The organism is Stenotrophomonas sp. 112478_Sma, from assembly GCF_056479905.1.
The window spans coordinates 958,839-981,929 of the sequence record NZ_CM151072.1 but is presented as its reverse complement, the minus strand read 5'-3'; the positions used below and the strand labels follow the sequence as shown (position 1 = coordinate 981,929).

The following is a 23,091-nucleotide window of genomic DNA, read 5'->3' as shown; positions in this document are numbered from 1 at the left end:
ATCAGTCCGCGGCGCTCACCCGTATCGCCAGCAGCTCGCCACTGCCCTGCAGCGCATGTCGCTGGCGCTCGCCGGCCGCCAGCCATGCAGTGTCGCCTGCCTGCATCGGCGGCAAGCCACTGTCCTCGGCAAAGCCGGCCTCACCCGCCAGCAGGTGCAGCGCCCAGGCCACGCCTGGCTCGCAGAAGAAGAACATCGGCCCCACCAGCGGCCGGTGCAGCAGCTCGGCGTGCAACTGCCCGCGCTTCCACATCAGGTTGAAATCATGGGTGGTGCCATCGACCAGTTCGCCGTGCAGTGCCTCCTCGCCGGCAAAGCGCACGCGACCATGCGGCGGCAGCACCTCCGCCACCCGGCCATCGGCGAAGCGCAGGCGCACACCGTTGCCCTGCAGCAGTACCAGTTCGCGCTCCACGCCCGGAAATGCAGAGAACGCGGCATCCTGCTCGATCTCCGCCACGGACAGGCGCAGGGCCCAGTCGTCCCCGTGCGCCGGCAGCCGCAGGATTTCGCGGGTCCAGCCCAGGCCATTGCGCCAGCGTTCGCGGCGGTAATCCAGGCGGGCAATCACCTGGCTCGGTGTCTTCAGCAGCGCATCGATATCCATGCCTGCATTGCACCACGCCACGTGCAATCGCGCATCAGCGCGTGGCGACCGTACCCTGCGCGCCACACTGGCCACCCAGCAGCTGCGAATGCTTCAGCCAGTCCTGGTCGGGGTAATAGGCGAACACCATCGTGCCACCACGCAACGCGTCGATCAGCGGCCTGGCCACCGACAGCCGCACCGCCGGACACCCCAGGCTGCGGCCCAGCCGACCCTGCAGCTGGGCGGTCGCCGGATTCACGTAGGGGGCGCCATGAATGACGATCGCACGCTCGCGCGCGCGGTCGTTGAAGCCCGGTTCCAGCCCGGCCAGCCGCAATGAGTAGCCGTTGCCGCCCATGTAGGTTTCCTGCGCGGTGAACACACCGAGGCTGGACATGTAACTGCCGTCGCGATTGGAAAAATGCTCGGTCCGGTTCTCACCACTGTTGCGGCCGTGCGCCACCCATTCCTCGAACAACAGCCGCTGGTGCGCCAGGTCGAACACCCACAGGCGCGGCTCGGTGGAGGGCCGCGAATAGTCGATCACGCTCAGGCGTTCGCCGCTGATGCCCAGCTCCGGTCGCAACAGGGCGCAGCGCATGGCCTGCGCCGCCAGCTGCAGCACATGGCGATCGGCCTTCGGCGCGGTACGTGCCAGCAGGGCGGCCAGATCCTCGGCACGGGTCGCGATGGCGGGCGTCTGCGCCAACGCGGGTGCGCTGGCCGAGGTTGCAAGCAGGCCAAGCGTGGCCAGCCGGCACAGGCGGGATGCGGTCATGGACGGGACACAGGACTCAGTTGCCTGTGAGAGTGGACCCTGCCGGCTCGGATTCCAAGACCGGCTGCAGGCCGGATTCAGCCGGGCTTGGGCGCACGGCGGGCAGCGAGGTCACCAGCAGCGTCGTGCCCGGCACCAGCACCTGGTACAGCTGCCGGGCGAAATCGGCCGGCAGCGCCAATGGCAGCGACGGCGTGGCCAACAGGTCCGGGGTCGCCTGCGCACGGTCCTGGCCCAGCAACGGATAGGCCGTCCATTGATGCAGGCGCTGCTTCGCATCGAGCGGGCTGGGAACATCGCTGTAGCCCTGCCCCATCACGAACAGCGTGGTGCCCTGGAAGGCTGGCAGCGCGTCGGCTTTCAGCGGCGATTCGCCAATCATCACGCCGTCGCGCAGGACGTACAGCCGCTGGTCGTGCAGGCTGACCAGGATGCCGACCTGCCCGGCCGGCGCCGCGCTGTCGTTCCACCAGGCCGCCGCCACACTGCCGTCGCCGGTCTCGGGCAGGGCCTCGCCGCGCGCGTTGACCGGCGCCAGTACGGCGGGATAGGCCAGCGTCATCGGCGCGCTCTTGGCATCGGCCACCACCACCGTATCGCCGCGCCGGGTCTCGCTGAACAGCTTCTGCGCGAACGCCTGGGGCAGCCGTACGCAGCCATGCGAGGCCGGATGCCCCGGCAGGCTGCCGCCATGCAGGGCGATGCCGTCCCAGGTCAGCCGCTGCATGTACGGCATCGGTGCGCTGTTATAGAGGTTGGAGCGGTGGTCCTTGTCCTTCTGCAGGATCGTGAACACCCCGGTCGGCGTCTCGTGTCCCGCCTTGCCCGAACTGATCGTGGTCAGCCCGATGGCGATCCCGTTGCGATACACGTAGGCGCGCTGCTCGTCCAGACTGACGACCAGCACGATCGGGCCGGCCGGGGAAATCTCCGGATGCCAGAGGAATTCGCCCGGCTTGAGATCAGTAGGCCCGCGTTCGGCGGCCACCGGCCCGGACGGGTCGGTCGAGTGCGAAGACGGCGGCCCGGCCTGCACGGTCAGCGGCAGTGCCAGGACAAGGGAGAGCATCAGGGACGAACGGTGCAGACGCATCCAGCCGAGGTTCCATTCCATGCGAAGCGGTCACCGTACACCATCGCGCCGTAGCGAACGCGCCAAAAGAGAATGCCCGGCGACACAACCCTGTGTCGTACCGGGCAATCGTCACGTCCTTGTCGGCCTGCTGCCTCCCCCGCGCGTCCTGCGAAGTGGGGGTGGCGTTGCATCCTGCACGCGGCCGCGTCTGTCCTGCTTGTATCTCAGCCCCTTCCACAGGTCTGTGATGCCACCATCCTGGTGATTGGTGCCGCATCCTGCGACGGTCGGTGAACACAGCCTCCCTGGCAGTGCCCGGTGGACCGGCCTCCTGCGGGTCCCGACGATTCCTGTTGTCAACGCCTTGGTACGGTCCGCACCGGTACCGATCCGGGTACCGGATCCGCGGGCAACAGCCTGTCGCCTACGGTGATCCGCTGTCGATTCCGTTCGACGATCACTGTCCCTATCCCCTTCACCTGCGTCAGATCCTCGACGCGCTTGAAGGGCCCGTGTCTGCGCCGGTGCTCGACGATCGCCGCAGCCTTCCTGGCTCCGACCATCGTCAATCCCTGCTGCAGCGCCTGGACATCGGCCCGGTTGATGTCGATCGGTTCGGCGGCATGCGCCCCTGCGATCCCCATTGCCAGTACCAGTGCCCCCAACACGACTAACCAAGGCACGACGTATAACTCCTTGTGGTTCTGGCCGCCCCGACCGGCAATCCCGTCGGTAGGAACAGTGTCCGTCACCACATACACACAGACTATCGGTTTCGTGGATTTCTAAAAGCCAGCCAAATACCCGACGTGATGTAGGAAAAACCCTACCCCCGGCGCAGGCGTAGAATGGCTGGATCAGCCATGCAACCGGAGTTTCAGATGGACAGCGCCAAGCTCGGCCAATTCGTGAATGACAAGTGGGACAGCGAAATCGTCCCGCAGTTGGTCGACTACATCCGCATTCCTAACAAGTCGCCGATGTTCGACGCCAATTGGGTGCAGAACGGCTACATGGAACAGGCGGTCACCCTGATGGAGACCTGGGCCAAGGCACAGGAGCTGCCGGGCCTGAAGGTCGAAGTGGTCCGCCTGGAAGGCCGTACCCCGCTGATTCTTCTGGAAATTCCCGCCACCGGCAGTGAAACCGGCGACGACACCATCCTGCTCTACGGGCACCTGGACAAGCAGCCGGAAATGACCGGCTGGGACGACGACCTGGGCCCGTGGACCCCGGTCCTGCGTGGCGACAAGCTCTATGGCCGCGGCGGCGCCGACGATGGCTACGCGATCTTCGGTTCGCTGGCCGCCGTGCTGGCCCTGCAGGCCCAGGGCCTGCCGCACGCGCGCTGCGTGGTCCTGATCGAAGCCTGTGAAGAGTCCGGCAGTTACGACCTGCCCGCCTACGTGGACCATCTGGCCGACCGCATCGGCAAGCCGTCGCTGGTGGTCTGCCTGGATTCGGGCTGCGCCAACTACGACCAGCTCTGGTGCACCACGTCGCTGCGCGGTCTCACCGGGGGCAACTTCACCGTCAAGGTGCTCAACGAAGGCGTGCATTCCGGCGATGCCTCCGGCGTGGTGCCGTCCAGCTTCCGCCTGCTGCGCCAGCTGCTGTCGCGCATCGAGGACCAGGACACCGGCCGCATCCTGATCGACGGCATGAACGTGGAAATCCCGGCCGAGCGCCAGGAACAGGCCAAGCGTGCCGCCGAAGTGGTCGATACGGCCATCTTCGAGAAGTTCCCGCTGGTCGATGGCCTGCGCCCGATGAACGAAGACCTCACCGAGCTGGTGCTCAACCGCACCTGGCGCCCGGCGTTGTCGGTCACCGGAATCGGCGGCATGCCGCCGCTGGAATCGGCCGGCAACGTGCTGCGCCCGCAGACCTCGGTGAAGCTGTCGCTGCGCCTGCCGCCCACCGCCGATGGCAAGACCTGCGGCGAGCTGCTGAAAGAAGCGCTGCTGCGCGATCCTCCGAACGGCGCGCAGGTCACCCTGGATCTGGAAAAGGCCTCCACCGGCTGGAATGCCCCGGCCATGGCGCCGTGGCTGACCAAGGCCATCGACGAAGCCAGCCAGACCTTCTTCGGCAAGCCGGCGATGTACATGGGCGAAGGCGGCTCGATTCCGTTCATGGGCATGCTGGGCGAGAAGTTCCCCGGTGCCCAGTTCATGATCACCGGCGTGCTTGGCCCGCACTCGAACGCGCACGGCCCGAACGAGTTCCTGCACATTCCGATGGGCAAGAAGGTCACCGCCTGCGTGTCCAAGGTGATCAGCGAGCACTACGCCGCCAGCCTGCGTGGCGAGACCAGTGGTTCGCCGGTGGCCGCCGACAGCGGCACGCGCCATGGCGACCACGGCTGCTGCTGATCCGGCACACCGTGACGGACGCAGCCCGGCCTTGCTAGGCTGCGTTCTTCTCAAGCGGAACGCACACGCATGAATGGTCTGTTCGGCAGCAGCAGCTGGCTGTACATCCTGCTGGTCGGGTTCTTCGTCGGCCTGCTCGGGCGCTTCGTCATGCCGGGCAACAACCGCATGGGCTGCCTGCTGACCATCGTGCTGGGCATCCTCGGTGCCCTGCTGGCCGGCTGGTTTGGTCAGTACATGGGCTGGTACGCCCCGGGCGAACCGGCTGGATTCCTCGGTGCCGTGGTTGGCGCGGTGGCCGTGCTGGCGATCCTGCGCCTGTTCAGCGGTCGCCGCTGAAACGGCCCCACCTTTCCCTCCTGTCCCCGACGTCGGCGCGCCCCGCGCGCCCGGATATGCCCGCATGACCGAACCCGCCTCCGATCCCCAGCGCAGCGCGCAGCGACTGCAGTGGGCCCGTATCCAGCTTGGCGATGCACAGGCCGTGGTTGAACGTGCCTCGGTCGATGCAGGCATGCGCAGCTACTGGCGCGTCACCGGTACACGCGGCAGCCACATCGTGATGGATGCTCCGCCGGGACTGGAAGACCCCCGCCCCTGGCTGCGCATGCGCGGCCTGCTGCACGACCATGGCCTGCGTGTGCCGGCCCTGCTTGCGCAGGATCTGGACGCCGGCTTCCTGCTGCTGGAGGATCTCGGCGGTCCGACCCTGGCGAGAATCCTCGACGAGCGCAACGCCGATGAATGGTTCGGCCGCGCCATCGATCAGCTGCTGCGCCTGCAGGCGATCCCGGTGCCGGCCGACTTCGGCCCGTTCGGCGAAGCCCTGCTGCAGCGTGATGCCGGCCTGTTCGACGAATGGTTCCTGCAGCGCCATCTCAACCTGCAGCTGGACTGCGGCGAAATCGAGGGCCTGCAGCTGGTCCATCGCCGGTTGATGGACAACGCACTGGGCCAGGCGCAGCTGATGACCCACCGCGACTACATGCCCCGCAATCTGATGCCCGTTGCCGACGGTCCGGCCGTGCTGGATTTCCAGGACCTGGTGCGGGGCCCGATCGCCTACGATGCCGTGAGCCTGTTCAAGGACGCGTTCCTGAGCTGGCCGCTGCAGCGCGTGGACGAGTGGCTCGCGCAGTACCACGCGCGCGCGCACGCTGCGGGCCTGCCGGTGCCCGACCGTGCGACCTTCCTGCGTGACGCGGACTGGATGGGCATCCAGCGCCACGTGAAGATCCTGGGCCTGTTCTGCCGCCTGCGTTACCGCGACAACAAGGGTCATTACCTGGACGATGCGCCGCGCTTCATCACCTATCTGGACGAAGTACTGCCGCGCTACCGCGAGCTGGCCCCCTGCGGCAGCTGCTGGACACACGCATCAAGCCGGCGCTGGCCGAGCTCGGCACACCGATGCGCATGGTCCGATGAAGGCGCTGATCTTCGCCGCCGGTCTGGGCGAGCGTATGCGCCCGCTGACCCTGCACACACCCAAGCCGCTGCTCGCAGTGGCCGGCAAGCCGCTGATCGTCTGGCACCTGGAGCGCCTGGCCGCCTGCGGCGTGCGCGATATCGTGGTCAATACCGCATGGCTGGCGGAACAGTTCCCGGCGATGCTAGGCGATGGCAGCCGATGGGGTGTGCGCCTGCACTTCATGCATGAAGGCGATACCCCGCTGGAGACCGGCGGAGGCATTCTCAATGCTCTGCCGGCACTGGGTGAGGATCCGTTCCTGGTGGTCAACGGCGACATCTGGACCGATTTCGATTTCGCCACACTACCGCGCGAGCCGCGGGGCCAGGCGCATCTGGTGCTGGTCGACAACCCCACGCAGCATCCGCACGGTGATTACCGGCTGGACACGCAGGGCCTGCTGCACCATGACCGCGAAGGACCGTGCCTGACCTATGCCGGCATCGGCGTGTACCGCCCCTCAATCGTGGCCGACTGGCGCACGGTGATTGGCGATGCGCCGGGCAGCGAGCGGCTGCCGCCGAAGTTCTCGGTGGTGCCACTGCAGAAGCACTTCATGGCGCAGGGGTTGATGACGGGGCAGCACCATCGCGGGCGCTGGACCGACGTCGGCACGGTGGATCGCCTGCGTGCGCTGGATGTTGAGTTGGCGGCGAACGGCTGAGCCCCTCATGGTTGGTCGCTCCAATCAAAAGCCGTGCCTGGCCGGGCGGGGTGGGTTCGCGGGGGACGCCGTGAACCCATCCATGGGGGCTTGGCCGCGGCATCCATGCCGCGGACACCCCCGCGAACCCACCCCGCCCGGCCTCTGACAGTTTCCGTGCGCGTCCAGCCACGGAAGAGAGTAGAGAAAAGCAAAAGCAGGTCGCTTCGCTGCGCATCCACGCGTAGCGTGGATCTACCGTGTCGACCAAGGTCGACACCCACCAACAACAGTGCAGTACGCAGTCCCGGCAGATTGCGGGAACGTACTTGCGCCGTCCCCCGCAACCTGAGCCACCCCGCCTCCCCTCAGGAAGCCCGCGTTTGACGTTGACGTTGCTCTGGCTTCGGCGGGTGCAGGGCGGCAGCCCTGCAAAACAAACCCCAACCTCAGTAGCGAGGGCGGCCTTCTTCCAGCACCTGGCGCAGGAACGGCACGGTGATCCGACGCTTGGCCGCCAGCGATTCGCGGTCCAGCCAGTCCAGCAACGTGATCAGCCCGCCCAGCTCGCGCCCGGTGTGCGACAGCAGCCACTCGATCGCGGCCTCGTCGATCGCCAGCCCCCGTCGCAGCGCGCGCTCGCGCAGCACCGCCGCGCGTCCTTCCTCGTCCAGCGGCTGCAGCAGCACCCGCACGCACTGGCCCAGCCGCGAGCGCAGGTCCGGCAGCACCAGTCCGAGTTCGGCCGGCGCCTTCTGCGCCGTGTAGAGCACGGTCACGCCGGCAGCGCGCGCACGGTTATGGAAATCGAACAGGGCAATCTCGTCCTCGCGGTTGCCGGCAATCTCGTCCAGTCCGTCCAGCGCGACCAGCTCGCGCGCCTCCAGCCCCTCCAGCGCTGCCCGCACACGGCCGGCCGCACTGGCCAGCGGCACATAGGTCGGCAGCCGCCCGGCCTGCTCGGCGCTGGAACACATCGCCAGCGCCTGATGCGTCTTGCCCGTGCCTGCCGCGCCTTCCAGGTAGACCCAGTCGTGGCTGGCACCGACCGCGATCGCGCGCAGCTGCGCCAGCGCACCATCCGGTGCGCCGATGAAGGTCTCCAGGCGCTGGTCCCGCGGGTAGTGCAGGGCCAGCGGCAATTGCGGCACACCCATCACTTCAGGTCGGGGCCCTTGTCGTTTGTGTCGAGGATGATTTGGGGCGGCTCGACCACACCGTCAAGCACGATCGCCGATTTCTCACCCGCGTAAAGATCGCTCTGCCGATAGCGCTGGTGCGCATAGCGCAGCAGCACGTTGGACACGGCAGCCACCGGCAGCGCCAGCAGCATGCCGAGGAAGCCGAACAGCTGGCCGCCTGCCATCACCGCGAAGATCACTGCCACCGGATGCAGGCCGATCTTGTCGCCGACGATGCGCGGCGTCAGTACATAGCTCTCCAGCAACTGGCCGACCGTGAACACCACGCCGACCAGTATCAGCAGTTTCAGGTCGAAGCCCTGCGCCTGCACCAGCGCGGCGATGATCGCCATCAGGATGCCGGTGGTCGCGCCCAGGTACGGAATGAAGCTGATCAGGCCCGCGATCATGCCGATCAGCAGCCCCAGCTTCAGCCCCACCAGCGACAGGCCGCCGGCATAGATCACGCCCAGTGCCAGCATCACCAGGAACTGGCCGCGGATGAAGGCCCCCAGCACCTCGTTGGATTCGCGCGCCAGCGCCGTGATGGTGCCGATGTGGTTGCGCGGAATGACCGAGGCGACCCGCTCCACCAGCTTGTCCCAGTCGCGCAGGAAGTAGAACGCCAGGATCGGCAGCAGCAGGATGTTGACCACCCAGGTCACCATCGTGAAGCCCGAGCGCGAGACATATCCCATGAAGGTCTTGGCGAAGCCGCCCGCCTGCTGCCAATGGCTGCGCACCCATTCGATCAGGCGATCCGGGTCCAGCCACTGCATCACCTCCAGGCCGGTCTTCTGCTCGAACCACGGAATGCCGGTCTGCATCAGCCAGGCCTGTGCCTGCGGCACGGCCGCCACCAGGGTGGTGATCTGCTTTTCGATCATCGGCACCAGCACCAGCAGCGCGGCGACGATCACCAGCACCATGGCCACGAACACCAGCACCACGCCGGTCATGCGCGAGCGCCCGGTGGCCTCGATGCGGTCCACCAGCGGATCACCCAGCCAGGCCAGCGCCAGCGCCAGCACGAACGGCGTCAGGATCGGCGCCAGCAGCCACACGATCCAGCCGATCAGGCCGGCAAGCAGGATGTATTTGACCCGGCGCAGGAACTGCGCGATTTCAGCTTCCGGCGTCAGGGTCATCGCAGTCGGTACTCGTTGCTGACCGGCGCCTGCACCGGCACGCCGGTGGTGTCATCGATCGGTGTCGGAAGGGCAGGCAGCGGGGCGTTTGGAACCAGCACGCCGCTGTCACCCAGCATGCGGTTGAAGCCGGCCAGGCCGGTGGTCATTTCCACGGTCAGCTCCAGCCGGCCCGCGCTGGCGTGCAGCGGAGTGACATTGCGCACCACCGGCACGTCGCGCAGGCCTGCGGCCAGTCGCAGGTAGTCATCGGCACTGTTGATGCCGGTGACCACCACCCGGTAGCTGCCCGCCTGGCCGGTGGCCACACCGGCCTTGGCATAACGCTTGACCAGCGCATCGGCCGCGCCATCGGCGCCCGCGGCCATCGCGCGCATGGCGTTGGCATCCTTGCTGGTCCATCTGTTCAGTTCACGGCCATCGTCGACGAACACCCAGTCCGCCTGCCAGCCGCCATTGGCACGGTAGAGCTTGCCGATCAGCTGCATCGGCGGCGAGTAGCGCGAAGAGGCGCGGGCCACGGCGGCGCTGTCCTGGCGCCAGATGGCACCGGCCAGCGCCTGTTCGGCAGCGCCCCCACTGGGCAGGCCCAGCTTGTAGCCGCGCTCGATGGCGCGGTTCAGCAGCGGGCGCGCGGCATTGGCCTGCTGCACGCTGACCAGGCGCGGGCCGCTGCCGTCATCGACGGCCAGCCACAGCACCGGCTTCGGTCGGGGCTGCGGCCACAGCGGCAGGCCCAGCGCGGCGACCAGCGAATCGACGTCATCCTCGCGGAAACGGGCCACCAGCAGGGTCCGGAAACTGGGCGCACCGCTGGCGCTGACGCTCTGGTCCTGCTTGTAGTCGTAGCTGGCCACGTAATCCTTGGCATTGCGCAGGGCCTGCACCACGCCGGGCCGGGACATCACGCTGCGGTCGCCCGACAGCTTGCCCAGCACTACGCTCAGGGCGCGTGCCAGCCCGCCATTGCGGTCGGCCTCGGCCTGGCTGTTGACCGGCACTTCGGCCTCGTAGGCCCCACTGGCGGTGGCGACATCCCCCTCGGTGCGCAGGCCGCTCTGGGCCATCGTGGCCACCGGCAGGCTCAACGCAAGAAGCAGGGTGAGAATCAGGCTGCGGCGCATCAGGACATCCATTGGCTCGACGTATCCGGGGGGAATTGTTGCCCGAATACGGCCTGTGCGCCAATGCGGCCTGTTAAAATCGCCCGTTCAACCCCTGCCAGCGCCGACGCCCGTGACCAACACCCCGTCTTCCGCCCCCTCCCCCCTCACCTACCGTGACGCGGGCGTCGACATCGACGCCGGCAACGAGCTGGTCGAGCGGATCAAGCCCCTGGTCAAGCGCAGCTTCCGTCCGGAAGTGATGGGCGGCCTGGGCGGTTTCGGCGCCCTGTTCGACCTGTCCAACAAGTACCGCGAACCGGTGCTGGTGTCGGGTACCGACGGTGTCGGCACCAAGCTGAAGCTGGCCCACCAGCTGAACCGCCACGATACGATCGGCATCGATCTGGTCGCGATGTGCGTGAACGACGTGCTGGTGCAGGGCGCCGAGCCGCTGTTCTTCCTGGACTACTTCGCCACCGGCAAGCTGGACGTGGATACCGCCGCGGCGGTCGTGGGCGGCATCGCCAACGGCTGCACCGAGGCCGGCTGCGCACTGATCGGCGGCGAGACCGCTGAAATGCCCGACATGTATGCCCCGGGCGAGTACGATCTGGCCGGCTTCACCGTGGCCGCGGTGGAAAAGAGCGAACTGAAGGATGGCGCCAGCGTGGCGGCCGGCGATGTGCTGATCGGCATCGCCTCGTCCGGCCCGCACTCCAACGGCTACTCGCTGGTCCGCCGCATCTACGACCGCGCCGGGCGTCCGGCCGATCTTGAGCTGGAAGGCGGCGTGAAGCTGGTCGACGCGCTGATGGCACCGACCCGGTTGTACGTCAAGCCGATCCTGTCGCTGCTGAAGTCGCACGGCGATGCCATCCATGGCATGGCCCACATCACCGGTGGCGGACTGACCGAGAACATCATCCGGGTGGTCCCGGACGGCCTCGGCCTGGACATCCAGGCGGCCTCGTGGACGCTGCCGCCGGTGTTCCAGTGGCTTCAGAAGGAAGGCGCGGTCGCCGACAGCGAAATGTGGCGCACCTTCAACTGCGGCATCGGCTTCGTGCTGATCGTCGCGCCGGACCAGGTCGAGGCGGTGTCCGCCGCGGTCACCGCCCAGGGCCTGGATCACTGGACCATCGGCCAGGTCGTCACCACCGAAGGCGCCGAGCGCGTCCGCATCGCCTGACCCCTGCAGAGGAGCCCGCATGGACGCAATGCCCCCATCCCCTTCGAACCCGGTGCCGCCGCCGCTGCTGACGGCACCCGTATTCGGCCCGCAGGACGCCAGCCATCTGCGGGCGCTGTCCATCGGCCACTACGTGGTTGGTGCGCTCATCGCACTGTTCTCGCTGATCTTCATCATCCACATCGTGCTGGGCGTGAGCGCCCTGACCGGGGCATTGCCGCTGAGCTCGGAGGGGCAGCCCTCATCGCCCGCCGAGCAGCGGATGTTCGGCTGGATGTTCACCATCATCGGCAGCGTGATCGTGGTAGGCGGCGTCACCCTGGGGGCCTTCGTCGCCTACGCCGGGCGCTGCCTGGCGCAGCGCCGCCGTTACGTGCTGTGCCTGGTGGTCGCGGGCCTGTCCTGCCTGTTCACCCCGGTGGGCACGGTGCTGGGGGTGTTCACCCTGATCGCCCTGCTCCGCCCCCAGGTGAAAGCCGTGTTCGACACTCCGTCGGCAAGCGTTTGAGCCGCCTGGGTTGCCGGTAATGAACGCACCCCGCCGCATCGCCGTGCTCGCCTCCGGGCGCGGCAGCAACCTGCAGGCCATCCTGGATGCCATCGCGTCGGGCCGCCTGCCGGCCGACGTGGTGGGCGTGTTCTCCGACCGCCCCGATGCCGCGGCCCTGCAGCGGGTCGATCCTTCCCGGCGCTGGGCGCATGCACCGAAGGAATTCAGCGATCGTGCCGCCTACGAGCTGGCCCTAGGCGACGCGGTTGCCGCCTCCGCCCCGGACTGGATCGTCTGCGCCGGCTACATGCGCATTCTCGGCGCTGGCTTCGTGCAGCGCTTCAACGGTCGCCTGGTCAACATCCACCCGTCGCTGCTGCCGCTGTACAAGGGCCTGCATACGCACGCCCGGGCGCTGGAAGCCGGCGATGCCGAGCATGGCGCAAGCGTGCATCTGGTGGTGCCGGAGCTGGACGCGGGTACGGTGCTGGCGCAGGCGCGCGTGCCGGTGCTGGCAGGCGACGATGCACAGACCCTTGCCGAGCGCGTGCTGGCGGTGGAACACCCGCTGCTGATCGCCAGCCTGCAGCTGCTGTGCGATGGCCGGCTGGCTGAACGGGAAGGACAGGCGTTCTTCGACGGTCACCCCCTGTTTAGGCCGCTGGCCCTAGATTCCGCCGGAAACCTGAACCGATAACGTTCTGCACACGCCCCGCTGACTGCGGGGCTGGCATCCTGCCTCACTCCTGCGGCCCCTGTCCCCCATGAAGACCACGACGCTGCTGTGCACGCCCCTGCTGTTGTCGCTTGCCGTGTTGCCTGGCGTGGGCTGGGGCCAGGCACAGCCCTCTGCCGACCCGGCAGCTCCGTCGCAGGCCCCGGCCGCACCGGCCGTGCCCATGCTGCCCGCGCTGGCTTGGGAACCGCCGCCGCTGCAACCGTTCACCGCTACCTACCAGGCCTTCTACAAGGGCAAGGAAGCCGGCGATGCCACCATGCAGGTCACCCATACCGGCGGCAACCAGTGGCGGGTGGACATGCAGGTGGTGGGCCGCCGCGGCTTTGCCAGCGTGCTCGGCCTGAACATCGAGCAGAGCACGGTGTTCGAGGAGCGCGGCGGCGTCTATGCGCCGCTGAGCCAAAGCACGGTGCGCAAGGGCCTGTTCCTGGGCAAGAAGGCCGTCGGCACCTATAACTGGCAGGCCGGCACCGCGCAGTGGACCGGCGATGTGAAAAAGGATCGCGCGCAGCCCATTCCGCTGCAGGCCGGCGATCAGAGCGCCCTGCTGATCAACCTGGCGATCATGCGTGATGCCCGCCCGGGCGTGGCCATGCACTACCGCTACGTCGACATGGGCAAGGTGCGCCAGCACGACTACCAGGCCGCGCCGCAGACCGAGAACGTCGAGGTCGGCGACCTGTCCTACAACGCGCTGCGGGTATACCGCAGCAACGGCGGCAACAACGAAACCATTCTCTGGATCGCCAACGGTGTCCCCACCCCGGTGCGCATCCTGCAACGCGAAGATGGCGAAGACCGCGTCGATCTCCGCCTGATCGAATACCAAGGAGTCTGAGCATGAACACCCTGTCCCGCCCCCTGACGTGGATCGCCGCTGCCACCCTGTCGATGGCCAGCCTGCCGGCGATGGCCCTGGAGCCGTTCAAGGCCGACTATCTGGCCAGCTACATGGGCATGCAGGCCAACGGCACCATGACGCTGGCCAGTGAAGGCAGCAACAAGTGGCGCTACAGCCTGCAGGTGAAAAACCAGCTGGCCGACCTGAGCCAGAGCACCGTGTTCGAGGAAGTGCGCGGCCAGCTGCGTCCGCTCAGCAGCCAGGACCGCTCGGCGCTGCTGGTGAAGAAGCGCAACGTGCAGGCCAACTACAACTGGACCAGCAACCAGGCCACCTGGACCGGCGACATCAAGCCGGACCGCGCCGGACCGATCGCCCTGAAGGCCGGCGACATGGATGCGCTGCTGATCAATCTGGCCATCGCCCGCGACCTGGCAGCCGGCAAGCCGTTGACCTACCGCATGGTCGACGAGGGCCGGATCAAGAACATGACCTACCGTGTGATCGGCAAGGAATCGATCACCGTGGGCGGCAAGAGCTACGAGGCGACCAAGGTGTCGCGTGCCGATGGCAACAAGGAGCTGATCGCCTGGATCGTGCCGGAGTTTCCGGTGCCGGCGCGCATGCTGCAGCGGGAAAGCGGCCGCGACGCGCTGGACCTGACCATCCGATCGATGAACTGAGTGCCGGGGGTCGGATCCCATCCCCTCGGGGATGGGCTCTGACCCCGGCCCCGCACAAGGAAAACGCCCGCTTGCGCGGGCGTTTTTCATTTCTTCTCTTCGGCCGGTTTGAACTCGGTGCGGCAGTCCACCCGGATCTGCTCACCGCTTCCGCGCCAGACGAACGTGCGGCAATGGCGGTTGCCTTCCTGGCTGTCGTTCACCGACACGGCATAGAACGACTGGATGATCTCGTCACGCGATACCGTGCCGTCACCGTTCCAGTCCATGTCCTTCTGCTCGATGCCGCGGGTGATGGCGATATCGGCGTACCAGGCATATCCCAGCCACGCCAGCACGATCAGCACCAGCGCCAGCAGCGCCTTGCGACGCGGGCTGAATTTTCCGCGAAGGATCATGGCACGCGCCGGATGGTGGCACCGAGCGAAGACAGCTTCTCTTCGATGTTCTCGTAGCCGCGATCGAGGTGGTAGATGCGATCGATGGTGGTATCGCCGCTGGCCATCAGGCCGGCCAGGATCAGCGATGCCGATGCACGCAGGTCGGTGGCCATGACCGGCGCGCCGCTCAGGTGCTCGCTGCCACGCACGATCGCGGTATGGCCTTCGACCTGGATGTCCGCGCCCAGGCGCAGCAGCTCGTTGACGTGCATGAAACGGTTCTCGAAGATCGTTTCGTTGATCACGCCGACGCCGTCGGCCACGCAGTTGAGCGCCATGAACTGCGCCTGCATGTCGGTCGGGAATGCCGGATACGGCGCGGTGGTCAGGTTCACCGCCTTCGGCCGCTTGCCCTGCATGTCCAGGGTGATGCTGTCCTCGGTGGTCTCGATCCGGGCACCCGCCTCGACCAGCTTGGACAGCACCGCGTCCATGGTGTTCGGACGTGCACGGTTGACCGTGACCTTGCCGCCGGTCATCGCGGCGGCCACCAGGAAGGTGCCGGTCTCGATGCGGTCGGGCAGCACTTCATGACGGCCACCGGAGAGGCGCTCCACGCCTTCGATCACCAGGCGGGCGGTGCCGAGGCCTTCGATCTTCGCACCCAGAGCGATCAGGCAATGGGCCAGATCGGTCACCTCCGGCTCCATCGCGCAGTTGTCGAGGATGGTGGTGCCTTCGGCCAGCACCGCGCCCATCAGCACGTTCTCGGTCCCGGTCACGCTCACCATGTCGAAGGTGAAGTGGCCACCCTTCAAGCGCTTGGCCGAAGCCTTGATGAATCCGTTCTCGACCACGATGTCGGCACCAAGCGCCTGCAGGCCCTTGATGTGCTGGTCGACCGGACGCGAGCCGATGGCACAGCCACCGGGCAGCGACACTTCGGCCGCACCGAAACGGGCCAGCAGCGGACCCAGCACCAGGATCGACGCACGCATGGTCTTGACCAGTTCGTACGGCGCCACATGCTGGTTCACCGCACGCGGGTCGACCACGATCGCGCTGCCGCGCGACAGCGTGCCCTGGTCGATGGTGACCTTGGCGCCCAGTTCGCCCAGCAGCTTCACCGTGGTGACCACATCGTGCAGGTGGGGCACGTTGGTGATCTCCACCGGCTCATCGGCCAGCAGGGTCGCGCAGAGGATGGGGAGGACGGCGTTCTTGGCGCCGGAGATGCTCACTTCACCGTGCAGCGCAGCGCCGCCGGTCACAACGATCTTGGCCATGGGGTTCGGGATCTTCTGCGGTTCAGCCGGCTTCGGCCGGGGTCACGGTTTTCAGCGCCAGCGCGTGGATCGCGCCGCCCATCAGGTCGCCCAGCGTGGCATAGACCATGCGGTGGCGGGCCAGCGGCATCTTGCCGGCAAAGGCGTCGCAGACCACGGTCGCTTCGAAATGCACGCCATCGTCGCCCCGCACATCGGCGCGGGCGCCAGGCAGGCCGGTTTCGATCAGGTTGCGGATGGTGTCGGCGTCCAACGGGCTTTCCTAATAAAATGAACCCTCATTCTACTTCCGCTGCGTGGCGTCCGCATGGCCGAGTCCCTCCCGCCCCCCCGTTCCGTCGAGCCGGCCGCCCTGGTGGCCAGCGGCCGCCGCGTGTTCGAGATCGAGCAGCAGGCACTGCAGGCGGTCGCCGAGCGCCTGGGCGAGCCGTTCCAGAAGGCCTGCCAGGTGATCCTGGGCAGCCGCGGGCGGGTGGTCGCCACCGGCATGGGCAAGTCAGGCCATGTGGCGCGCAAGATCGCCGCAACCCTGGCGTCCACCGGTACCCCGGCGTTCTACGTGCACCCGGGCGAGGCCGGCCATGGCGACCTGGGCATGATCACCGAAGCCGACGTGGTGCTGGCCCTGTCCTATTCGGGCGAATCGGACGAAGTGCTGATGCTGCTGCCCGTGCTCAAGCGCCAGGGCAACGTGCTGATCTCCATGACCGGCCGCCCGCAGTCCAGCCTGGCGACCGCCGCCGACGTCCACCTGGACGTCAGCGTGCCGGCCGAGGCCTGCCCGCTGGCGCTGGCTCCGACCTCGAGCACCACCGCCTCGCTGGCGATGGGCGACGCGCTGGCGGTGGCCCTGCTGGATGCGCGCGGCTTCACCGCTGACGATTTCGCCCGCTCGCATCCGGCCGGCAGCCTTGGCCGTCGCCTGCTGCTGCATATCACCGACGTCATGCATACCGGTGCCGATCTGCCCAAGGTCGATGCCGGCGCCAGCCTCAGCGAGGCCCTGGTGGAGATGAGCCGCAAGCGCCTGGGCATGACCGCCGTGGTCGATGCCGAGGGCGTGCTGATCGGCCTGTTCACCGACGGTGACCTGCGCCGGGCACTGGACAGTGCGCTGGACGTGCGCACGGCAAAGATCGCCGATGTGATGACGCGCAACCCCCGCACCATCGGAGCCGACCAGCTGGCGGTGGAGGCCGCCCGCCAGATGGAAACCCAGCAGATCAACGGCCTGATCGTGGTCGATGACCAGGGCCGCGCCGTCGGCGCCCTGAACATTCATGACCTGTTGCGGGCCCGGGTGGTTTAACCGACAGTCCGTAGACCCCATTCAGTCTGTAACCCCACACCTGCCCTGATCGAGTCCAACGTCCTGATGCCCTGGTCCCCCCTGCCCGCCTTCCCTGCCCACCTGCATGCCGCTGCGGCGCGGATCCGCATGGCCTGCTTCGACGTGGACGGCACCCTCACCGACGGTCGGCTGTACTACGACCAGGACGGCAACGAGAGCAAGGCGTATTTCGTGCAGGATGGCCTGGGCCTGAAACTGCTGCAGCAGCACGGCATACACCCCGTGCTGATCACCGCGCGCAACAGCCAGTCCGCGCTCAGGCGCGGTGCCGATCTCGGCATTGATACCCACATCGCCGTGGGCGACAAGCTGGCCAGCGTGCAGGCCCTGTGTGCCCAGCGCGGCATCGGCCTGGAACAGGTCGCCTTCCTTGGCGATGACCTGCCGGATCTGGCGCCCCTGGGTGCGGTCGGCCTGGCCGTGGCGCCGGCCAATGCCCATCCGTGGATCGCCGAACGCGTGCACTGGCAGACCCGTTCCGAAGGCGGGCGCGGCGCGGCGCGTGAGCTGTGCGACGTGCTGCTGGCGGCGCAGGGTCATGTCGCGTCGGTCCTGGCGAGGTACGGCGCATGAACGCACCGACCGTGAACTGGCGCACCGTGCTCGGCATCGGCCTGCTGCTGGCGGCCCTGCTCAGCAGCTGGGCCGCGCTGCGCAACCGCGACAAGGGCCCGGCCCAGAGCGGCCAGGAAGTCGGCGTGGATTACATCCTGCACGACTTCCAGATCGTCGCCCTGGACGAGCAGGGCAAGGAATCGACCACCCTGCGCGCGCCGCGGCTGGAGCGGCAGCGCGGCGACCAGACCATCAACATCGCCACGCCACTGTTCGAGATGCCCGACAAGGACGGCAGGCACTGGACACTGCGCGCGGAGACCGGCTGGCTGAGCGCCAAGGGTGACGAACTGAAGCTGCGCGGCAAGGTGGCGGGTGACAGTCCGGCTGCCCCGGGCGTCGTGCCGACCACCTTCCGCACCGACCACCTGGACGTGTTCCCCAAGGAGAGCCGGGCCCGGACCGACGCCCTGGTGACCATGACCCGCCCCGGCATGGAGCAGTCCGGCGTCGGGTTCGAGGTGGATTCGAAGAACAACACGTATCATTTCCTCAGCCAGTCCAAGGGTCGCTACACGCCCAGACGCTGATTCCGCCGCCCGGCCCGCGACGTCCCTGGACAGGCGCGGCGCCGGCAGCCCCCACCCGCTGCTGCCCTCCTGACCGGGCAGCCACCACCGGCAGAACGGACCCCGATGAAGATCCCCTTTGCAGCCATGCTCGCACTCAGTCTTCTTGTCCCCGCCCTCGCGCAGGCGAAGTCGACCGACCGCAACGAGCCCATGAACATCGATGCCGGTGCACAGAACGGCATGCTCACCGGCGACGGCAAAACCGTGCTGTCGCAGGGCGTGATCATCACCCAGGGCACGCTGGACCTGCGCTCGTCCGAAGCGGAGATCTATCTCAAGGACGGCGAGCCGGTGCGTGTGGTGTTCACCGGCAAGCAGGCGAAGTTGAAGCAGCAGCTCGATGACGGCACCTGGATGGATGCGCTCGCCGACCGCATCGACTACGACATCAAGACCGAGATCATCACCCTCACCGGCAACTACAAGGTCACCAGCGCGCGCGGCACCAACGCCGGCCAGCGCATGGTCTACAACACCCGTACCGGCGAGATGAACTCCGGCGGCGACGGCAGCCGCGTGCGCACCGTTATCCCGCCCAAGAACAAGACGCCTGCCGCCACCACCACGCCGGCGCAGCCGGCCGGGAGCCGGAAGTAATGCTCGTCGCCAAGGGCCTGCGCAAGCGCTACAAGCAACGTGAGGTCGTCAAGGACTTCGGGCTCACCCTCGAAGCGGGCGAAGTGGTCGGCCTGCTCGGCCCCAACGGTGCCGGCAAGACCACCTGCTTCTACATGATCGTCGGCCTGGTTGCCGCCGATGCCGGCAGCATCGTGCTCGATGGCAAGGACATCACCGGCGATCCGATGTACACCCGTGCCAAGCAGGGCGTGGGCTACCTGCCGCAGGAGCCCTCGGTGTTCCGCAAGCTGACCGTGGCCGACAACATCCGCCTGGTGCTGGAACTGCGCGAGGATCTGGACTCGGCCGGCCGCGAGCGCGAGTTGAACAGCCTGCTGGACGAACTGCAGCTGGGCCATGTGTCCGAACAGCTTGGCGCCAGCCTGTCCGGCGGCGAGCGCCGCCGCTGCGAAATCGCCCGCGCGCTGGCGGCGCAACCCCGGCTGATCCTGCTCGACGAACCGTTTGCCGGTGTCGATCCGATCTCGGTCGGCGAGATCCAGCGCATCGTCACCCACCTCAAGCAGCGCGGCATCGGTGTGCTGATCACCGACCACAACGTGCGCGAGACCTTGGGAATCTGCGACCGCGCGTATATCCTCGCCGAGGGCACCGTACTGGCCCAGGGTTCGCCGGAATCGATCCTGGACAATGCCGACGTACGTCGCGTCTACCTTGGGGACTCGTTCAAGCTGTGACCGCAGCTGCCGGGTTCCATTCCCCCTCTTCGGCACAGGCATGAAGACTCGGCTGCAGACATCGTTGGGACAGCAGCTGGTGCTCACGCCCCAGCTGCAGCAGGCGATCAAGCTGCTGCAGATGTCCAGCACCGAGCTGGAACTGGAGATCGCCCAGGCGGTGGAGAGCAATCCGCTGCTGGACTGGGCCGAAGGCAACGAGAGCGATGCCGCTGCCGGCGACGATGGCAACGGCGATGACGCCCCGCCCGAACGCGCCGACGCCGGCCAGGAGGACGACTGGGCAACGGCGGAACCGGACTGGAGCACCGCCGGCAGCGGCGGCAGCTTCGACGACGATGACGACAGCGGCAGCGCGGCCGAACGCGTGGCCGAAACCGAGACCCTGGCCGACCACCTGCTGTGGCAGCTGCACCTGTCGCACCTGTCCGCACGCGACCGCAGCATCGGGGCTGCCCTGATCGACGCCCTGGACGACGATGGCTACCTGCGCGAACCGCTGTCCACCATCGCCGAGACCCTGCTGCCGGCGATCCACGCCGGCGAGGACGAGATCCTCACCGTACTGCACCAGATCCAGCGCTTCGATCCGGTCGGAGTAGCGGCACGCAGTCTGGGCGAATGCCTGCAGCTGCAACTGGACGTACTGGCGGCCGACACACCTGGCCTTGCCCTGGCACGACAGGTCGCTGCCGGGCCGCTGGAGCGGCTGCCGCGCAGCGGCGTGGCCGGACTGGCGCACGAGCTGCGGCAGCCCCTGGCCGACGTCGAGACCGCCGTGGCCCTGCTGCGGTCACTGGACCCGCGTCCGGGCACCCAGATCGCGCCGCTGTCGCAGGACACCTACGTGGTGCCGGACGTGGTGGTCTGGCGGCAGAACGGCGTGTGGCGCGCCGCCCTGGCGGGCCATGCCGGGCCGAAGGTGGTCATCCACCGCGGTTACGAACAGATGATCCGCCGCTGCGGTGAGGCCGACGCCGGCTACCTGCGCGCCCAGCTGCAGGAGGCCCGCTGGCTGCTGAAAGGCCTGCAGCAGCGTGGCGAGACCCTGCTGCGGGTAGTGCGCTGCCTGATCCTGCAGCAGTCCGGCTTCCTGGAGTTCGGCGAACAGGCACTGCGTCCGCTCACCCTGCGTGAGATCGCCGCCGAACTGGGCCTGCACGAATCCACCATTTCGCGGGCGATCGCCCGCAAGCATGTCAGGACCCCACGCGGCACCCTGCCGCTGCGCGCCTTCTTCGCGTCGGGCATCGATACCGAAGGCGGCGGTGAGGCATCCAGCACCGCCATCCAGGCAATGATCCGGCGCCTGATCGATGACGAAAACCCGCGCAAGCCCCTTTCTGACGCCAAGCTGGCTGACCTGCTCAAATCGTCGGGAATTCCAGTGGCGCGACGCACCGTGGCGAAGTATCGTGAAGCCATGAACATTTCCGCCTCGCACGAAAGGGTCAGAATCGCTTGACGCACCGCCGCGCCCGGCGGAGAGGTTCATTGGCACATCCGAACACAGGAGAAACCCGATGCGCATCGAAACGTTTGGCAAAGACGTCGAAGTCACCCCGGCCCTGCAGTCCTATGTAGAGGAGAAGCTGGCCCGGATCGGAAAGCACTTCGACCAGCACTGCGAAGCGCGGGTGACCCTCAAGCTGCAGAAGACCGAACACCATGTCGACGCCAGCCTCAACATTCCCGGCCAGACCCTGCACGCCGAGGCCGGCGGCCAGACCATGTATGCCGCGATCGACCTGCTTGCGGACAAGCTTGACCGCCTGGTGATCAAGCACAAGGAGAAAAAACAGCAGCACGCACCGCTGCCGGTGGGTGACAATGGCGGCTGATCGCCACCGTTCCCCGCAGACATGCCCCTGACTGACCTCCTGGCGGCCGTGCAGACCCAGCTCTGCACGGCCACCGACCGCGACAGCGTCCTCAAGGCCGCGGCCGGGTTGCTGGCCTGCCGCCAGGCCAATGCCGAACAGATCTATCTGAACCTGTGCCAGCGTGAGGCGCTGGGCAGCACCGCGATCGGTTGCGGCATCGCCATTCCGCATGGCCGCGCGCCGACCCTGGACCGCCCACGCGGCGCCCTGCTGCGACTGGAGACCCCCGTCGACTTCGGGGGCGACGAGCCGGTCGACCTGGTGTTCGCGATGGCCGTTCCGGCCCACTACACCCATCAGCACCTGATGCTGCTGTCCGAACTGGCCGAACTGTTCTCCGCCCCCGCCATCCGCGAGGCGCTGCGCGCCGCCGGCGACGCGCGGGCACTGCGTCAGGCCCTGGATCTCACGCCCCCGGCGAGTGCCGCATGAATACCAGCATCACCGCACGCGAACTGTTCGAACAGCAGCGCGAACGCCTGGGCCTGCGCTGGGTGGCGGGAAAATCCGGCGAGAAGCGCGAGCTCGAGGCCGGCAACACCGTCTCCCGCCGGCCCTCGCTGGCGGGCTACCTCAATGCGATCTACCCCAACAAGGTGCAGATCCTGGGCACCGAGGAACTGTCCTGGCTGGACGCGCTGGAACCGCGCCAGCGCTGGGAGACGATCGAAAAACTCATGCAGTCGCACCCGCTGGCGCTGGTGATTACCCGCAACCAGCCCTGTCCGGAAGACCTGCGCGCGGCCGCCGACGAGTCGGGCACGCCGCTGTGGGTATCTCCCAAGCGCGGCCACGAACTGCTCAATCATCTGTCCTACCACCTGGCACGCACGCTGGCGCCGCGCGTGATCCTGCACGGCGTGTTCATGGAGATCTACTCCATCGGCGTGCTGATCACCGGCGAAGCCGGGTCGGGCAAGAGCGAGCTGGCGCTGGAACTGCTCAGCCGTGGCCACCGCCTGGTGGCCGATGATGCACCTGAATTCACCCAGATCGCGCCGGACGTGCTCGACGGCACCTGCCCGGAACTGCTGCAGGACCTGCTGGAAGTACGCGGCCTGGGCGTGCTGAACGTGCGCGAGATGTTCGGCGACACGGCTGTAAAGAAGAACAAGTACCTTCGGCTGATCGTCCACCTGACCAAGCCGATGACCGAGCCCACTCCGCATGGCTACGAACGCCTGACCGGCGATTCCGGTACCCGCCATGTGCTGGACCTGGACGTGCCGCTGATCACGCTGCCGGTGATGCCCGGCCGCAACCTAGCCGTGCTGACCGAGGCGGCCACCCGCCTGCATATCCTGCGGACCAAGGGCATCGACCCGGCCGCGATGTTCATCGCGCGCCACAGCAACCTGCTGGAACGGCGAACACCCTGAT

At 67.5% G+C, this 23,091-nt stretch carries 27 protein-coding genes and 1 pseudogene; 18 read left to right on the top strand and 10 right to left on the bottom strand.

Going from position 1 to position 23,091, the window contains the following annotated elements:
* Position 1 precedes the first annotated feature (1 nt).
* The 4 genes from ACZK08_RS04615 to ACZK08_RS04600 all read right to left on the bottom strand — a co-directional run bounded on the left by ACZK08_RS04615 (position 2) and on the right by ACZK08_RS04600 (position 3,125).
* Positions 2-607, bottom strand: coding sequence for a HutD/Ves family protein (locus ACZK08_RS04615; protein WP_065174542.1), 606 nt, complete (start codon positions 605-607; stop codon positions 2-4).
* A 34-nt stretch (positions 608-641) separates the two neighbouring features.
* Positions 642-1,367, bottom strand: a complete 726-nt coding sequence (locus ACZK08_RS04610) for a murein L,D-transpeptidase catalytic domain family protein (protein WP_053516633.1) — start codon at positions 1,365-1,367, stop codon at positions 642-644.
* 16 nt (positions 1,368-1,383) lie between these two features.
* A complete protein-coding gene (locus ACZK08_RS04605; protein ID WP_065182427.1) occupies positions 1,384-2,460 on the bottom strand; it encodes a L,D-transpeptidase in 1,077 nt (358 codons plus the stop codon).
* A 338-nt stretch (positions 2,461-2,798) separates the two neighbouring features.
* Positions 2,799-3,125: a ComEA family DNA-binding protein gene (locus ACZK08_RS04600; RefSeq protein ID WP_231107783.1), complete on the bottom strand. Its 327-nt coding sequence runs from the start codon at positions 3,123-3,125 to the stop codon at positions 2,799-2,801.
* Between the two features lie 198 nt (positions 3,126-3,323).
* Between ACZK08_RS04600 and ACZK08_RS04595 the strand changes: the two genes are divergently transcribed.
* The 4 genes and pseudogenes from ACZK08_RS04595 (at position 3,324) to murU (ending at position 6,952) form a co-directional block, all read left to right on the top strand.
* On the top strand, positions 3,324-4,817 hold the full coding sequence (locus ACZK08_RS04595) for a M20 family metallopeptidase (protein ID WP_053516630.1): 1,494 nt from the start codon (positions 3,324-3,326) through the stop codon (positions 4,815-4,817).
* A 69-nt stretch (positions 4,818-4,886) separates the two neighbouring features.
* Positions 4,887-5,156, top strand: coding sequence for a GlsB/YeaQ/YmgE family stress response membrane protein (locus tag ACZK08_RS04590; RefSeq protein ID WP_065174540.1), 270 nt, complete (start codon positions 4,887-4,889; stop codon positions 5,154-5,156).
* Between the two features lie 64 nt (positions 5,157-5,220).
* Positions 5,221-6,245: pseudogene (locus ACZK08_RS04585) on the top strand (aminoglycoside phosphotransferase family protein).
* Positions 6,242-6,952, top strand: a complete 711-nt coding sequence (gene murU / locus ACZK08_RS04580; RefSeq protein ID WP_053516627.1) for an N-acetylmuramate alpha-1-phosphate uridylyltransferase MurU — start codon at positions 6,242-6,244, stop codon at positions 6,950-6,952. Before ACZK08_RS04585 ends, murU begins: the two are co-directional and overlap by 4 nt.
* Before the next feature lie 428 nt (positions 6,953-7,380).
* On the opposite strand, the gene hda is transcribed toward murU, so the two are convergent.
* From hda to ACZK08_RS04565, 3 genes are read right to left on the bottom strand one after another with little or no spacing between them, the layout of a single operon-like run.
* Positions 7,381-8,088, bottom strand: a complete 708-nt coding sequence (hda, locus tag ACZK08_RS04575; RefSeq protein ID WP_065182429.1) for a DnaA regulatory inactivator Hda — start codon at positions 8,086-8,088, stop codon at positions 7,381-7,383.
* The gene (locus tag ACZK08_RS04570) at positions 8,088-9,260 is read right to left on the bottom strand and encodes an AI-2E family transporter (protein ID WP_065182430.1); all 1,173 of its coding nucleotides are present in this window, start codon (positions 9,258-9,260) and stop codon (positions 8,088-8,090) included. The genes hda and ACZK08_RS04570 overlap by 1 nt, the downstream gene beginning before the upstream one ends.
* The gene (locus tag ACZK08_RS04565; RefSeq protein WP_227255408.1) at positions 9,257-10,384 is read right to left on the bottom strand and encodes a DUF2066 domain-containing protein; all 1,128 of its coding nucleotides are present in this window, start codon (positions 10,382-10,384) and stop codon (positions 9,257-9,259) included. The genes ACZK08_RS04570 and ACZK08_RS04565 overlap by 4 nt, the downstream gene beginning before the upstream one ends.
* 112 nt (positions 10,385-10,496) lie before the next feature.
* Between ACZK08_RS04565 and purM the strand changes: the two genes are divergently transcribed.
* The 5 genes from purM (at position 10,497) to ACZK08_RS04540 (ending at position 14,308) form a co-directional block, all read left to right on the top strand.
* Positions 10,497-11,555, top strand: a complete 1,059-nt coding sequence (purM, locus tag ACZK08_RS04560) for a phosphoribosylformylglycinamidine cyclo-ligase (protein ID WP_053519430.1) — start codon at positions 10,497-10,499, stop codon at positions 11,553-11,555.
* Between the two features lie 19 nt (positions 11,556-11,574).
* Positions 11,575-12,063 carry a hypothetical protein gene (locus ACZK08_RS04555; protein WP_053519429.1) on the top strand — a complete coding sequence of 163 codons (489 nt, stop codon included), beginning with the start codon at positions 11,575-11,577 and terminating at the stop codon, positions 12,061-12,063.
* A gap of 19 nt (positions 12,064-12,082) precedes the next feature.
* Positions 12,083-12,742 (top strand): phosphoribosylglycinamide formyltransferase, encoded by a 660-nt coding sequence (gene purN / locus ACZK08_RS04550; protein WP_065182432.1) that lies wholly within the window; start codon positions 12,083-12,085, stop codon positions 12,740-12,742.
* A gap of 67 nt (positions 12,743-12,809) precedes the next feature.
* Positions 12,810-13,622 carry a DUF3108 domain-containing protein gene (locus ACZK08_RS04545; RefSeq protein WP_065174536.1) on the top strand — a complete coding sequence of 271 codons (813 nt, stop codon included), beginning with the start codon at positions 12,810-12,812 and terminating at the stop codon, positions 13,620-13,622.
* 2 nt (positions 13,623-13,624) lie between these two features.
* A complete protein-coding gene (locus tag ACZK08_RS04540; protein WP_053519426.1) occupies positions 13,625-14,308 on the top strand; it encodes a DUF3108 domain-containing protein in 684 nt (227 codons plus the stop codon).
* A gap of 86 nt (positions 14,309-14,394) precedes the next feature.
* Here ACZK08_RS04540 and ACZK08_RS04535 read toward each other — a convergent pair whose 3' ends face one another.
* From ACZK08_RS04535 to ACZK08_RS04525, 3 genes are read right to left on the bottom strand one after another with little or no spacing between them, the layout of a single operon-like run.
* Complete coding sequence (locus ACZK08_RS04535) at positions 14,395-14,706, bottom strand: hypothetical protein (protein WP_053519425.1); 312 nt, start codon at positions 14,704-14,706, stop codon at positions 14,395-14,397.
* Entirely contained in the window at positions 14,703-15,974 is a 1,272-nt protein-coding gene (murA, locus tag ACZK08_RS04530; RefSeq protein WP_053519424.1) for a UDP-N-acetylglucosamine 1-carboxyvinyltransferase, read from the bottom strand. Before murA ends, ACZK08_RS04535 begins: the two co-directional genes overlap by 4 nt.
* A 22-nt stretch (positions 15,975-15,996) precedes the next feature.
* Positions 15,997-16,227, bottom strand: coding sequence for a BolA family protein (locus ACZK08_RS04525; protein WP_053519423.1), 231 nt, complete (start codon positions 16,225-16,227; stop codon positions 15,997-15,999).
* A gap of 54 nt (positions 16,228-16,281) precedes the next feature.
* On the opposite strand from ACZK08_RS04525, the gene ACZK08_RS04520 reads away from it, so the two are divergent.
* The 9 genes from ACZK08_RS04520 (at position 16,282) to hprK (ending at position 23,090) form a co-directional block, all read left to right on the top strand.
* Positions 16,282-17,283 carry a KpsF/GutQ family sugar-phosphate isomerase gene (locus ACZK08_RS04520; RefSeq protein ID WP_065174535.1) on the top strand — a complete coding sequence of 334 codons (1,002 nt, stop codon included), beginning with the start codon at positions 16,282-16,284 and terminating at the stop codon, positions 17,281-17,283.
* 66 nt (positions 17,284-17,349) lie between these two features.
* A complete protein-coding gene (locus tag ACZK08_RS04515; protein WP_053519421.1) occupies positions 17,350-17,898 on the top strand; it encodes a KdsC family phosphatase in 549 nt (182 codons plus the stop codon).
* The gene (gene lptC / locus ACZK08_RS04510; RefSeq protein ID WP_053519420.1) at positions 17,895-18,470 is read left to right on the top strand and encodes an LPS export ABC transporter periplasmic protein LptC; all 576 of its coding nucleotides are present in this window, start codon (positions 17,895-17,897) and stop codon (positions 18,468-18,470) included. The genes ACZK08_RS04515 and lptC overlap by 4 nt, the downstream gene beginning before the upstream one ends.
* A gap of 105 nt (positions 18,471-18,575) precedes the next feature.
* Entirely contained in the window at positions 18,576-19,109 is a 534-nt protein-coding gene (gene lptA, locus ACZK08_RS04505; RefSeq protein WP_065174534.1) for a lipopolysaccharide transport periplasmic protein LptA, read from the top strand.
* Positions 19,109-19,828, top strand: coding sequence for an LPS export ABC transporter ATP-binding protein (lptB, locus tag ACZK08_RS04500; protein WP_053519418.1), 720 nt, complete (start codon positions 19,109-19,111; stop codon positions 19,826-19,828). The genes lptA and lptB overlap by 1 nt, the downstream gene beginning before the upstream one ends.
* Before the next feature lie 40 nt (positions 19,829-19,868).
* Positions 19,869-21,293 carry an RNA polymerase factor sigma-54 gene (locus ACZK08_RS04495; RefSeq protein ID WP_065182433.1) on the top strand — a complete coding sequence of 475 codons (1,425 nt, stop codon included), beginning with the start codon at positions 19,869-19,871 and terminating at the stop codon, positions 21,291-21,293.
* A gap of 58 nt (positions 21,294-21,351) precedes the next feature.
* On the top strand, positions 21,352-21,669 hold the full coding sequence (hpf, locus tag ACZK08_RS04490; RefSeq protein WP_005415556.1) for a ribosome hibernation-promoting factor, HPF/YfiA family: 318 nt from the start codon (positions 21,352-21,354) through the stop codon (positions 21,667-21,669).
* 21 nt (positions 21,670-21,690) lie between these two features.
* Entirely contained in the window at positions 21,691-22,143 is a 453-nt protein-coding gene (locus ACZK08_RS04485) for a PTS sugar transporter subunit IIA (protein ID WP_053519416.1), read from the top strand.
* Entirely contained in the window at positions 22,140-23,090 is a 951-nt protein-coding gene (gene hprK, locus ACZK08_RS04480) for an HPr(Ser) kinase/phosphatase (protein ID WP_053519415.1), read from the top strand. Before ACZK08_RS04485 ends, hprK begins: the two co-directional genes overlap by 4 nt.
* Position 23,091 lies beyond the last annotated feature (1 nt).